We start from the raw sequence: 14,475 nt of genomic DNA, 5'->3' as shown, positions 1-14,475 counted from the left end.
CTTATAGGTGGTGATAAGATTTATTATTATTTAAAAACGAAATAATAATATTAAATTTTCTAAAAAGAAGTTAGAAAAAATAATATTTGAAGGTGATGCGATGAAAAAAAATGAGACAAATAATGTCGATGCTAAGAAAAATGTTCAAAGTGATTCTAAAATAACAAAAAATGGCAAAGAATCGGTAAGTTCTGTCCATGAAAAAGAAAAAAATACTAATATCAAAAGCAATGATAGAAAAAATAAAAATGAAGCTTCTCCTAATTCTAGAATTACAAATTCTAAAAGAAAGAAGAAATTTTTTAACCCAAAATTGTGGAAAGAAAAATATTTAATGAACCCCCGTGTGGTTTTTAATATCTATAAAAATGACCTTAGAGAGATAAGTAGAAACTTTGCTGTCTTGGTTGTAATATTGGGACTAACAATAGTTCCTTCTTTATATGCTTGGTTCAATATAAAGGCCTTTTGGGACCCTTATGGAAGTACTAAGTATCTAAAGGTTGCAGTTGTCAATCAAGATAGAGGTGATAAATTTAGAGATCAAGAACTAAATATGGGCGAAAAGGTTGTAGAAAACTTAAAGGCAAATCCTTCGCTCGATTGGCAGTTTGTCAGTAAAAGTAGAGCTGAAGTAGGTCTAAAAACAGGTGAATATTATGCAATTATACTTATACCACCTGAATTTTCAAGTGATTTGACATCGGTAACCAAAAAAGATGTCAAAAAAGCAACCATAGACTATACAGTCAATGAGAAAATAAATGCAGTTGCCCCCAAAATTACTGACAGTGGAGCAAATGCTATTACACAACAGATAAATAAAACCCTGGTCGAGACCGTTAGTAAGGTATCTTTAGGTGCTCTGGGTGGTGTATCTAACGCAATGGGCGATATGGATCCAAGACTAGATAAGATGAAAGATACTCTTAAGCGTCTAGATAGACAGCTAGATAATTTGAATAAACTTTCTAGTACAGGAGACAAAACTTTAAATGATTTGGAAAGATCTTTAAATACTACTAAAAACGGTATGCCAAATATACAAACTACTATTAATGATTCCAAAAAATTAAACTCTAGTATTCAAAACAGTCTAAAAGATGCTAATACATCTTTTAATGACATAAGTCCTGAAATTAAGAGTGATTTAGAGCTTACGAGCGATCTTATAGGTCAACTATCTGATTTAGCGACTGGAATATCAGATAAGGGTGCAATAGTCAATGAAGATGCTGTAGCACTATTACTTAGAATGAAATCTAAGACAAATAGTAGTATAAATATGATTGAAGGTCTTATCGATGTTCTCGAAAGAATAAATAGAAGAGATTCTCCACTACTTAATAGTGCAATCTCTGATTTAAATGATATTTTAAAGATTCTTGAAGATTTGAATAATACGATATCCGACTCCATTCGTTTGGCAGAATCAGGTCATGACCTATCAAGTGATGCTGTTAGTAAAATGGTTACTTTATCCGATAGTCTTAATAGACGAGTTGACGACTTGCTATCACACTTTGATACAAAGATTGCAAATCCAATCAACAAAATTCATAAGAGTACTATGACTGTAACAAATGACTTGAGTAAGGTGATGGACGATGCAAATAAAATATACCCAGGTATAAATACATTGCTATCAGATGCAACATCGATTACGTCGACACTTAAGGGAACTACCTCTGTGACTCAAGATTCAATCAAGATTCTTAAGGACCAAGTAAGTGATTCAATAAAAAATATAGAAGAAATACAAAATAATGAAGATTTTAAGGATTTCAATAATATAATAAAATCAAATATACTTGATAGAGTTGATTTCTTGAAAAATCCAATAAATTTAAAAGAAAATAAAATTTATAAAATGGAAAACTATGGTTCGGCCATGACACCTTTCTACAGTGTGCTTGCTGCTTGGGTAGGAGGACTTGTATTAGTTGCAGTCTTATCTACTAAGGTGCCTGGTAAGAACAGATCCGTAGATGAATATTTTGGACGAATGATGTTATATATTACACTTGCTGTAGGACAATCACTGATAATTGCTCTAGGAGATTTCTTTATATTAGGAGTAACCGCAAAGCATCCAGTCTTGTTTACACTCATATTGATATTCTGTAGTATTGTATTTACCGTCATTATCTACTCTACGGTGTCCTTGTTTGGAACGGTCGGAAAGGGAATATGTGTCTTCCTTCTGGTTATACAGATTGGTGGTTCAGGAGGTACCTTCCCTATACAAATGACTCCTGACTTCTTCAAGGCAATAAACAGCGTAATACCATTTACATATGGTATAAATGCTTGTCGAGAGGCTGTAGGAGGTATATACCTTCCAAACTTATATCACGATTTAACGGCACTATTGATATTTATGATTATACCACTGGTATTTGCCATATTATTTAAGGGCCCTATCAATAGATTAGGACATCCTCTAAATAAGATGTTTAACAATAGTTTCCTAATAGGTCACTAAAATTCATGAATTTTAAAATAAACAATTAAGATATTAGTAAATAAATCAAAAAAGGAGAGATAAATTATCTCTCCTTTTTTGTGTGTCTTTAATAAAAATATTATTTGATAGATCCTTTTTGCTATACAAATATTATACCGATATTTTTATAGTAGTATTAATATATAAATACAGCAAAATAGGTAAATATTTTAAATGATTATAGCAAAGACTCTCCTACAATGAATAATGGCAAAGCATACACTGAGTGAAAGTATACACTTTGCCATTATTAGGTAAACTTTATATATTATATAAAATCTGTTATTTATAAAATCGTAAAAACGATTATTATCAATTTATTAATTTAACTGAAAGCTAGTTCTCTTAAGAGAAGTAACTATAACATTAAATAAAATTACTGAAGTTACAACATTTATAAGAGTTGCTGGTAATACAACTGCAATAAATAATTTCGTAAGTGCTACAGGCAATCCAACCATTACAGACGCCAATGATAAAAATGCAAATCCACTAACCAAAGTTCCTATAAAAGTCATAGTAATAATTGCTATTTGATCTCCCCTTTTGCCAAGTTTTGCAGTCAAAGGGTTAATATATATTAATTTCATCACGCCATACATTATGTTTACAGTTATTATCTTATCTACAAAATTTGGAAGCTGTCCTGCTGGAAATTTTGTAGTCATTGCTGCGAAAATACCCGCTATTATACCTGAAATTAAACATGCTTTATAATCATCTCTATTAATTATCATAATACAAAATAGCATGACTAGTGATATATCAGGTGTTACACCGCCTCCAAGAGCAGGGAATATTTGATGCATAATCAAGCCTATCCCCAGTAAAATTGCATTTAAAATCATTTTCTTCGTTCTTGAATTTCTCATTTTTTAATCCTCCATTTTCCTCTTTTAAAATTATTGACCTAATATGCCTATAATAATTATCTACATTGAGAATAATTGGGTAAAAAAAAACTCCGTCCTAATAATAGGACGAAGTACTAGTTCGCGTTGCCACCTAATTTATACAGCTATACTAAAAAACTATATCTGCATATCTCTATTTCGGGAACGACATGATTCCCTATCCGCTATAACGTGCAGCCCACGGTGAAGTCTACTGAAATTTCGATTCACTCCTCTGAGACCCATTCACTTAGTACCCTTTGTCGATATTCCACCATCATCGACTCTCTATAAAAGAATAATTAAGTTACTCCTTCTCTTCAATGGATTAATTATTATGTATCAATGATATTACAAATAAATTATAAAGTCAATAGCTTTTTATATTATTTGTACTTATTTATAATTATAATAATTTTCATCTAGCCTTTTAAAAACTTTAGCAAGCTATAATTATATTTTAATTATGAGTTTTAAAAGTAATAAAATATATGATTAATAACCTGTAACTTAGTGACTATAGGTCAGTGAATGGATCAATGATATTTGAACTTTTGCTAATCTCTATATCCTTCAAGTTTTCTATCAAAAATCCAATTATCGAATCTGCAAAGATATGTTCAGTTCCATAGTGGCCACAATCTATAACACTCATTTTAATCTCTAGAGCGTCCATTGCTTGATGATATTTCATATCTCCTGTTACCAATACATCGATATCTAGCTCTTTTGCCTTTTCAAAAAATTCAGCTCCTGAACCAGTTACAACTGCAACAGTTTTAATTTTTTTATCTAATTTGCCAACATATCTAACATTTTTGATACTAAGTTTTGACTTCAATTTTGAAATAAACTCTTTAACTTTCATTGTTTCTTCCAAACTGCCAACTCTACCTAGACCATAACTTTCACCATTTCTATAGTTTTCATTTGTGCAACTTTCATCTAAAATATACTCATTACTTATACCCATTAGTTCAAAAAAGTAGTCATTTAAACCGTCAATTGCAACATCGTAACTAGTGTGCATACAGTAAACTGATATAGAATTTGAAATTAGCTTATATATAAGATTTCCTTTTATATCATTTTTATTTATTTTATTTATTTTGCTAAATAGGAATGGATGATGAGAAATAATCAAGTCCACATTATTTTCTATTGCTTCGTCAACCGTACTTTCAGTTACTTCTAGAGTAAGCATTATCTTTTTAATTTCCGAATCCTTATCACCTATATTTAAGCCTGAATTATCCCAATTATATTGAAGATATTCTGGATACTTTTTATTTATAGTGTCTATAACTTCATACAATTTCATAGTTTATTCCTCCATTTCTCTTATCAAAGTTTCGAGTTTGTTTTTTCTAGAATTTAGATAACTAATCCTTTCTTCTACACTTTTACCATTACTGTTTCCTATCTTTTCTAAAATTGAATTACATTCTTTAATTTTTTTAAGAATTATAATTTTCATTAAAGGTTCTTTTCTATCGATCAGTTGCTTTGGCAATTCAAGATAAATTTCTTCTGGATTGTTTTTGAATTTCGGATTATATCTTGCTTCAATTATTTCATATATTCTAAAATCTTCATTTACCATATGTTCATCAATTATTTCAAAATTATTGTTCAGTAGATATTTTCTTAATTCTTCAGGTGCCTGCATTGGCTGAAGAATCAGTTTATCACAAGATTTACAAACATCTAGTCCATCTTCAATTATTTCTGATATTAAAACTCCACCCATACCTGCAATAATAATTTCATCAACTTCATTAGTTTTTAAAACACTGACCCCACTTCCAAGTCTTAGATCAGTTAAGTTTTCTAGACCCATCTTTTTAATTTCTTCACGTGCATTATTTAATGGTCCTTTATTAATATCTGCTAGAATTGCACTTTTTATTTTATCTTCTTTCAATAGGTATACTGGTATATACCCATGATCTGTACCTATATCCGCGACTTTGACATTATCACTTACAAGAGATGCAATTTTTTCTAATCTTTTTGTTAATTTCATATATTTCTCCTAATAAATTTTAGTTTTAAAAAAGGTATATGCCAATGTTTCCATAGACATATACCTAATAAATTCATATAATTGTGATATTAGTCTAAAAAGTCTCTTACTAACTTAGATCTACTAGGATGTCTAAGCTTTCTCAGTGCTTTGGCTTCTATCTGTCTGATTCTTTCTCTAGTTACGTCGAATTCTTTTCCAACTTCCTCTAGAGTACGAGATCTACCATCTTCAAGTCCAAATCTCAATTTTAAGACCTTCTGTTCTCTTTCATTTAGAGTATCAAGCACTACCGCTATTTGTTCTCTTAATAAAGAGTATGCAGCTGCCTCAGCTGGTGCTGGAGCATCTTCATCTGGTATAAAGTCTCCCAAGTGTGAATCTTCTTCTTCACCTATAGGTGTTTCCAAAGAAACTGGATCCTGAGCAATTTTCATTATTTCTCTAACTTTTTCTTCTGACATATTCATTTCTTTTGCAATTTCTTCAGGCTTTGGATCTCTTCCCAATTCTTGTAGTAATTGTCTAGAAACCCTTATCAATTTGTTTATAGTTTCAACCATATGAACTGGTATTCTAATAGTTCTAGCCTGGTCAGCAATTGCTCTTGTTATAGCCTGTCTAATCCACCATGTAGCATATGTAGAGAACTTAAATCCCTTTGTATAGTCAAACTTCTCAACTGCCTTAATCAATCCAAGGTTACCTTCCTGAATCAAATCAAGGAACAACATACCTCTACCTACATATCTTTTGGCAATACTAACAACTAGTCTAAGATTGGCTTCAACAAGTCTTTCTTTAGCAAAAGCATCTCCTTCAGCCATTCTTTTAGCATATTCTACCTCTTCATGTGGCTTAAGCAAAGGAATTTTACCTATTTCTTTTAGGTACATTCTTACTGGGTCATCAATGCTAACTCCCTTAGGTACCGCAATCTCTGCAGACTTTTTCTCTTTTTTAGTTCCTGATGACTTTTCTTCTTTTTCTTCCTCTTCTTCTTCCTTGTCAATTGACTTGATATCCAAATCGTCAGGTTCAGTTAAATCTATGTTTGCCTTTACTTCTTTACCATCGACTACTTCGATTCCAAGACTTCCAAGTGTTTCATAAAGGTTTTCTGCAACTTCTTTGTCCATTTCGGTATCCTGAAATGCCTCCATAATATCCATAAGTGTTACAGTTCCTTCTTTTTTGCCCTTTTCAAAAAGTTTCTTCTGGGCTGCTTTGTTCATAACGACTTTCTTTTTCTGTTCAGCCATAATTAACCTCCCCTCCTATAAAGATTTCAATTTTTTGTTTTCAGATACAATTTCTAAAGCTATTTTCATAATTTCCAAATCTACCTCTTTTGCTTCTTCAGTATTATTATTTATAGTCTTTCTCCTATCCTCTAAAACTTTTTGTTTTTCAGATAGTTTATTAATTTTCTCTTTTGAATTAATTTTCAAAAGTTGATTGACGATTTTGCCTATTTCCAAAGCATCTTCTAGATTAATCTCAGATAAATCTACTTCGTCTAATTTTTTTAGATAATCAACATCAAAATTATCGCTATTTAGGTCACTTATATTAATAATGCCCTGTTTGTCAAGAGATAAAACTTTAGAGTACACTTTTTTATTGTTCTCATCAGAAAAATCCTCTAAACCAACTTTTAATGGTATAATATCTCGTGCTTTTTTACTCTCTAACATCGCCTTTATTAAGTTTATTTCCACAAAAATATTGCCATCTTCAACTTCTTTCATTTTCTTTATCCTAATAAAGTCTTGTTTTTTATTGATTAAGCGATTCGTTTTTTTATTGTTAGTAGATTTATTATTGCTTAATTCTAATTTAATAACATTAGGTTCAATTCTAGTCATACTAGAAAGATATTTTGTATAATAATCCAATTCCAAAGGACTTCTTATGGTATTTAAAATCTTCACTGCCTCTTTTAAGAATTCGACCGACTCCTTATTGTCATTTAAATTATAATTTTTATGTAATGTATCTATCTTAAATTTAGTTGCCTCATCTGCTTTTTCTATTCCATCCATCATTTTGGCAAGGCCATTTGCTCTTACATATTCATCTGGATCCTTACTTTTTCCTAGATTTAATACTTTTGCTTTGAGACCACTTTTTTCCAGTATTCTTATAGCTCTTAAAGTTGCAGTTATTCCCGCTTGATCTGAATCATAGGATAATACAACATTATCTGCAAACTTCTTTATTAACTCAGCCTGAGCATCTGTTAGCGCCGTACCCAGTGTTGCCACCACGTTTTTTATTCCATATTGATACATAGAAATCAAATCCATGTAACCCTCTACAAGAACCAAAGTTCTATTTGAAATATGTTTTCTAGCGAAGTTCAACCCATATAGGTTATATCTCTTATTAAATATAAGAGAATCTTGAGAATTCAAATATTTAGGAAGAGAATCATCTAGTACCCTTCCTCCAAATCCAATTACGTTTCCTTTATAATCAAATATAGGAAACATCACCCTATTTCTAAATTTATCATAGTAGTTATTATTTTTTTTACTTTGCCCAATGAGACCACATTCTTTAATCTCATCTATAGTATAATCTTTTGATAAAAGATAGTTTTTTAGAGCATCCCAAGAGTCTGGCGAATATCCTAATCCAAAGTTTTTAATAGTCTTTTCATCGAGACCTCTTTTTATAAGATATTTATACCCAGTATTTTCTTTGCTCATCAAATTAGCATAAAAAAATCTTGCAGTTGTGATATGAATCTCCTGAAACTTCTTTATTCTTTCGAGCTTCTTTTTAGTTCCTTCATCAATATTATCATTGATTTCAATACCACTTCTATTTGCAAGAAACTTTACAGAATCCATAAAATCGAGATTTTCCACTTTCATGATAAATGAAATAACATCTCCACCTTCCCCACAGCCAAAACATTTATAAATTTGTTTTGCTGTATTTACGTGAAAAGACGGTGTTTTTTCATTGTGAAAAGGACATAATCCCTTATAATTTGAACCTGATGACTTCAATTGTATATACCCTGAAATAACTTCAGAGATATCATTTCTTATCTTTATTTCCTCAATTATATCCTTTAAATCTTCCATTAATATCATCCTTTATTACCGACAATATTATATTGTCACATTAAATACAATATTTGTCAAGGCTACAATATATATATTTCGACATATAAGTCAAAACTCCTTTTTTTTATACAATTAATTTTAAAAAATTTTTAAAATTGCTTTTATTATTTGTAGAAATAACAAAATAGGCTTAAATTGTATAGAATAATCAGATTTTGGGGTGGTTTATATATAAAGCTGATCTTATCATTAAATTGATAAGGATCCTTTGCTTAAATAAAAAAACAAAGAATCCTTATAAAATTGCAATTAATTATTCTCTAAAACGTTCTACTTCGATTGCCACATAATCATACTTGCCCATGATTTTTGCTTGTGGCTTCTTAATTCTTACTAGGATGCCATTTACAATATCAAACTCACCCAATATTTTGGATGAAATCTTTTCAGCTAGAGACTCTATTAGTGAAAAAGATTCATTTTCTACATAATCTTCAATAATATCATATACTCTCCCATAGTCAACGGCATTAGATACAAGATCGGTTTCTCCTGCCAAATGAGTGTCTAGATATAATTCTACATCGACGATAAATGGTTGACCAAATAGTCTTTCATTTTCAGCAGAACCGTGATATCCATAGAACTTACATGATTTTAGTATCAGTTTATCCATATAACCGCCTCCCTAAAATAATTACAAGAATAACTAATCAAAATTCGAAAATACTTCCTCAAATGTTTTATTGAATATAGATGGTTTGTCATATTTCCAAGTTCCGTTATATATAGGATCATTGTTTAGGTAAAATATACCTTCACCATGTTTTTGTCCCTGTTGGAATTCACCTTCATACCATTTGTGTTTACTCCACATATATCTACCTTTTCCATGTATCTGACCTTTTTTCCACTCGCCATCGTATACTAGCTCTCCTTTTGAATTAAAGCAAGAACCAATTCCATCCATTTTACTATCTTTAAAGTTACCTATATAAATATAGCCATCGCTCCATGTGTATATTCCTAGTCCATCTTTTTTACCATCTAACCAATTTCCTAGATACTCATCACCATTGTTATATTTCATTCTTCCTATGCCCGTACTTTTATTACTTTTAAAACTGCCAATATATTCATTTCCATTAGAAAAAGTAAAAACACCCTTTCCATCTCTTATACCATTGACGAAGTTACCTATATACTCGGTGTTGATATTACCATCGTTTTCTTCGCTGTCAGGAGAGAATATATAAGAACCTACTCCAATCATCTTTCCATCTAGTAACCTGCCAATGTACATATCACCATTACTAAACCTATATATTTGTACCATGTCATTTTCTTTTGCTTTTTCCAATTTATCTTCATCGGAATCTTCAAGAATATTTAAGACATCCGCTAAGTTTTTATTTTTAGATATTTCTTCCTTCTGTGACTCTACATATTTGTTATCAGCTTTTGTTACCTCTATTAGTTTCTCTAATTTATCTGAAGGTTGACCCATTAATTGAGTTTCTAATTTGTACACTTCCTCATCAGAAGCAAAAATACCTTTTTTCAGAGCGTTATTTTTCTTTAATTTGAACATTTTTAAACTTTTCTTTATATCATCTATTTCATTAAAGTAGTTGCTATAAAGCTCTACATAATTTTTTGATAGGCTCAAATTAATTACCTCCATTCATAATTGTTTGTTTTTAATTTACATCTATTATATCTATTATAGTATATTTCGTTAACTTTTAAAACAACAAAATAATTCTAACAAAATTAAAGACCATTGAAACAAAAAATTTAAAGGAAACATAACTGTTTTTCCTATAAATTACCCAATGGTCATTTATTTTATAAATCTTTTGATTTAAAACCTCTACCTTTTACTTCGTTTACTTCATTTATTGTTACAAAGGCTCTAGGGTCGTGTTTAAATGCGATTTCTTTTATTTTGGGAATCTCATTTGATGATACAATCGTATACACAAGTTTCTTATTCTCACCTGTGTAAGCACCTTCTGCATGTAAGAAAGTAACACCTCTTATTAACTCCTTCATAATATCATCTGCTATCTCTTCTGGTTTATCCGATATAATTATAAGTGATTTTTGATAATTCATAGCATCCTTTATAAAACCTAATGCTAAAGAGTTTATATAAAAACCAATCAAAGTATACAATCCAAGAGTTAGCCCAAACATTGCACTTCCCAATAAAACGACTATAACATTTGCAGCAAAACTCGTATTTTTTATCTCAATATTTTTCTTAATCTTTAATATTGCCGCTATTATGTCTGTTCCACCTGTCGATGTCTTTGCTCTAAATACCAAACCTATTCCAAGACCATTTAAAAAACCTCCGTAAATCGTTTGAATAAACTTATCATGTACGGGGATTATAGAACCTATATCCTGAGTAAGACCTAGTATAACGGAATAAATTATCATGTTTATTAAACTAAATATACAAAAATCTTTTTCAAGATATATAAAACCAATAATAAATATTGGGATATTTAATAAAAATGCCATTAAACCAACGTTAATTCCGCTTACGTAGTTGATTGCTGTAGCAAAACCAGTCACTCCTCCACTCAGTAAATGCGCCTGTCTTAAAAAACCATTTACTCCTAGTGCTGATATAAATAGACCTAGTATCATTGTCACCATTCTCAAACTAGGATGCTCACGCAATCTATCTTTTACTTGACTCATTGTCTCCTCCAAACTAATTATAATCTCTTATACTATTTTATAACATATGAATTGATTTTGCAAAAAAATATGAGTGATTACAAAATAAAAAGCCCAGTAAACTGAGCTTTCCCTTTTAAATTTTACAATATAACAATCTTTGTGATTTATTTTATGCATGTAACTAAGCCACATTAAGTTATTTTATAAATAATATTTTCCTATTATATTTAATTTGTAGCTGCTGTTGGAGCTCCTTGAGGGGCTGCTGCTACTGGTGGAGCCTGACTAGGTATAGACTTCTGTGTTGCTGTTGGTTTTACAGCTGGAGCTTTCTTTGGAGCCGCTGCACCAACTCTAATTACACCAGTTTGAGAAGGGTAACTACTTATTGCGACTTTTTCTGTTTTAATTTTATTTCCCTTATCATCTTTGAATATTCTATATGTAGTAACATTGTATCCAGGTCTTCCATACTTTTCAACAACTTTGCTTCCTGCAGGTAAAGATGCATCTGCAACTGTTCTATTGCCACCACCAAATGAACCAGTCATTTCAGTTGCAATATCAATATTTGGTTTATCCTCGCTTGCTCCATAGATTTGAGAAACAATTTTATTATCAAAAGCTAAATTCTGAACATAAACAGGATGTTTATATGGATTTTTAAACTTAAAATCTTGCCCAGGATCTCCATCAACTATTGTTGCATCTCTTCCTAAATCAACATAGTTTGAAGGAATACTGTGATTTTTTCTAGTAGTGATCTCCATACCAGAAAGTAGTGCGGTATTAAAGATAGTGGAAGATGTTTGGCAAACTCCACCTCCTGGACCAGGAACCAACTTACCACTTTCTATTACTGGTGCATTTTTATAACCATTTGAAATAGACTTTTCTCCAGCTATTTCATTAAATGAAAACTCCTCTCCTGGCTTTAATAGGATACCACTTGTATCTAGTGCAGACTTTCTTATATTGAAATCTCTGCTTGGCATTCCTTCAAAGCTTGTAGAATATTCGGCAAGTAGCGTATCTATTCCCTTTAGATCTGATGTTTTTATATCTGCTTCCTTTAGCTTTACTATTAAATCTATATCAAAATGATCTCTCTTCAAATTATAATCTATTTCGTGAAGTGATGACTTTACCACCATATCCCTTCCAGGTTCCTCAGGGATCGTTTTAGTTTTATCATCAACAAATTCAAGTTTTGCATTTTTCATTGGGGAGTCTAGTTCTTTTTTTATTTTCTCCAATTTTGATTCTAATTTATCTTTATCATAATTCATTACAAGATTGACTGTATTTTTACTTCCCAGATCGGATTTCAAAGTTTTTCCAAGATTTGAAATATAGCCATCATTTCTGGTAATATTATATGCATTTTCAGCTGTTTTTTCAAAATCAATATTTAAATTTATTTCAGACTTTGGGATAGTCCATTTACTGTTCCCAAATTTAAGATTAATATTTTCAAATTTCTTTTGAGTTTCTAGTTTTTTAGCAGCTTCTTCTTTACTTAGCTCGCTTAGGTCAACCTCAGAAACCGCTACATTTTTCGCTATTTTATCTGAATTTACTTGAGCACTCAAAGCCCCAACACCGATCGCAATTACCCCAACAGCCACCGCGATTGGAATAATTATTTTTTTATTTTTCCTTAAAAATTCCATTTTATTCACTTTTACTATAGCTATTGATCTTAAAGCTTACAATACTCTATAGATAAATCTCCTTTCCAGTTATTATTAATATTCATAACAAAAATCGATTAATATTTTACAAAAGTATGCAAATTTAATTTAATTGTTAAAAAAATATATTTCTAAAATACTTCGAACGATACTAATTATATCATATTAAACTCAGGTGAATCAACATCTATATTTATAAAAAAAATGTTACAAATCATTACAATATTAAATACTCTTTGTCAACAGATATAATTGCTCTAACATACATCTAATATATATTTTTATCCAGTTATTAGAAATTTAAACGTATTTCTAATAATTAACCTTATAAAATTTTATACTATGATTATAAAAAAAGCACAGCTAAAAGCTGTGCTTATATACAAACTAAGATATTTTCTTTTTATTTCTTTTTTCTTGTCTTCTCTTGAACTGTCTAGCTCTTTCAACCCTTTCACGCTCTAACTTCATTATTAAAGGTTTGTTGATAGGTATGAACAACTTATGACTATTATATATGCAAATAAGTGTCGTTAGTGCCAAATCAAAAGCTATAGATAATAGCAGGTAAAAACCTAGGGATACTCTCACTCCCATAAAAAGGTTTGCTACTACTAGTACAGTACATACGCTAATAGAAATTAATGTTGAAAATACGAAGTATCTAATTGTTCTACTAAAGAAACTGCTAATTTTGACTATAATGTCTTTCAATATTTTCACCATCCTTCCCCTCATTCTAGCGTATTTTAAAAATACTCACTAGGATCTTAATCATTACTAATAACATAATAACAAATTATGACACTTTTATCAATTAGTTTTTTAATATTTCTAACAATTTTTTTAGAAAATTGGTTAAAAATAGAAATTTCTCATAAAAAAAGCTTTATTTTTTGTTAATTAGTAAAAATGGATTCCTTGGCTAGCTTGTCAGCAAGCTCATTATATTCCACACCGCTATGAGCTTTTACCTTTTGAAAAGAAATATTTACATTTTTTTTCATTTCATCACAAAATTCTTTATACTTTTTCGTTCCTATTTTATTAGCTTTCCAATCACCTGTACACCATTTTTCAATACCGTTATAGTCAAAATATATACGTAAATTTTTATAACCATTATCATAACAGTATTGCATTGCAATCATAGCCGCCTCTATTTCCCCAGCAACGTTTCTCATAGAGACATTTTCTTTGTTTGTTCCCTTCTTAGAAAAAGTATCTATAATCTCACCGTTTTTTATCAATACTCCACCTGATCCATAGCTTTGTGATGAAGTATCAAAACTACCATCTACATATGCTTCTATAATATCAGAAGTATCTAAATTAATATCAGAAGTATCTAAATTTGAGTTTTCTTCTATTTTTATATCTTCAGTGGAATTATCTTTCTTAGTTAATATAGTAGAATTATTCGAAATCAAATAATCTACTGCTTCATGAGGATCTTCAAATGATTTATATAAAGCGTTTTTATATCCATGTATCATTTTTTTACAATCATCCCAAGTTAAAAAAATCCCATTAACTTTACCATTTTTAACAGCATAGTATTTTTGCTTACCCATATACA

At 30.2% G+C, this 14,475-nt stretch carries 12 protein-coding genes and 1 other annotated feature; of the genes, 1 reads left to right on the top strand and 11 read right to left on the bottom strand.

The window, feature by feature from the left end:
- Positions 1–100 precede the first annotated feature (100 nt).
- A complete protein-coding gene (locus tag RR561_RS03725) occupies positions 101–2,485 on the top strand; it encodes a YhgE/Pip domain-containing protein (protein WP_332506089.1) in 2,385 nt (794 codons plus the stop codon).
- A gap of 341 nt (positions 2,486–2,826) precedes the next feature.
- On the opposite strand, the gene RR561_RS03720 is transcribed toward RR561_RS03725, so the two are convergent.
- The 11 genes from RR561_RS03720 to RR561_RS03670 form a co-directional block, all read right to left on the bottom strand.
- Positions 2,827–3,378 (bottom strand): tryptophan transporter, encoded by a 552-nt coding sequence (locus tag RR561_RS03720; protein WP_332506088.1) that lies wholly within the window; start codon positions 3,376–3,378, stop codon positions 2,827–2,829.
- Positions 3,379–3,479: 101 nt separating this feature from the next.
- Positions 3,480–3,732: a binding site (T-box leader), on the bottom strand.
- Positions 3,733–3,916: 184 nt separating this feature from the next.
- Positions 3,917–4,720, bottom strand: coding sequence for a Nif3-like dinuclear metal center hexameric protein (locus RR561_RS03715; RefSeq protein WP_332506087.1), 804 nt, complete (start codon positions 4,718–4,720; stop codon positions 3,917–3,919).
- Between the two features lie 3 nt (positions 4,721–4,723).
- Entirely contained in the window at positions 4,724–5,425 is a 702-nt protein-coding gene (locus tag RR561_RS03710) for a tRNA (adenine(22)-N(1))-methyltransferase (protein ID WP_332506086.1), read from the bottom strand.
- An 89-nt stretch (positions 5,426–5,514) separates the two neighbouring features.
- Positions 5,515–6,687: an RNA polymerase sigma factor RpoD gene (rpoD, locus tag RR561_RS03705; protein ID WP_332506085.1), complete on the bottom strand. Its 1,173-nt coding sequence runs from the start codon at positions 6,685–6,687 to the stop codon at positions 5,515–5,517.
- Between the two features lie 15 nt (positions 6,688–6,702).
- Positions 6,703–8,523, bottom strand: a complete 1,821-nt coding sequence (dnaG, locus tag RR561_RS03700; protein ID WP_332506084.1) for a DNA primase — start codon at positions 8,521–8,523, stop codon at positions 6,703–6,705.
- A gap of 295 nt (positions 8,524–8,818) precedes the next feature.
- Positions 8,819–9,181, bottom strand: coding sequence for a dihydroneopterin aldolase (gene folB / locus RR561_RS03695; RefSeq protein WP_332506083.1), 363 nt, complete (start codon positions 9,179–9,181; stop codon positions 8,819–8,821).
- Positions 9,182–9,214: 33 nt separating this feature from the next.
- Positions 9,215–10,174: an MORN repeat-containing protein gene (locus RR561_RS03690; RefSeq protein ID WP_332506082.1), complete on the bottom strand. Its 960-nt coding sequence runs from the start codon at positions 10,172–10,174 to the stop codon at positions 9,215–9,217.
- A gap of 179 nt (positions 10,175–10,353) precedes the next feature.
- Complete coding sequence (locus tag RR561_RS03685) at positions 10,354–11,220, bottom strand: YitT family protein (protein WP_332506081.1); 867 nt, start codon at positions 11,218–11,220, stop codon at positions 10,354–10,356.
- A gap of 209 nt (positions 11,221–11,429) precedes the next feature.
- Positions 11,430–12,875, bottom strand: coding sequence for a VanW family protein (locus tag RR561_RS03680; RefSeq protein ID WP_332506080.1), 1,446 nt, complete (start codon positions 12,873–12,875; stop codon positions 11,430–11,432).
- A 408-nt stretch (positions 12,876–13,283) separates the two neighbouring features.
- On the bottom strand, positions 13,284–13,619 hold the full coding sequence (locus RR561_RS03675) for a hypothetical protein (RefSeq protein WP_332506079.1): 336 nt from the start codon (positions 13,617–13,619) through the stop codon (positions 13,284–13,286).
- A 176-nt stretch (positions 13,620–13,795) separates the two neighbouring features.
- Positions 13,796–14,470 carry a ribonuclease H family protein gene (locus RR561_RS03670; RefSeq protein WP_332506078.1) on the bottom strand — a complete coding sequence of 225 codons (675 nt, stop codon included), beginning with the start codon at positions 14,468–14,470 and terminating at the stop codon, positions 13,796–13,798.
- Positions 14,471–14,475 lie beyond the last annotated feature (5 nt).

The organism is Peptostreptococcus sp., assembly GCF_036639115.1.
Lineage (GTDB): Bacteria > Bacillota > Clostridia > Peptostreptococcales > Peptostreptococcaceae > Peptostreptococcus.
The sequence above is the reverse complement of the archived record's forward strand: the minus strand, read 5'-3'. Positions and strand labels throughout refer to the sequence as shown.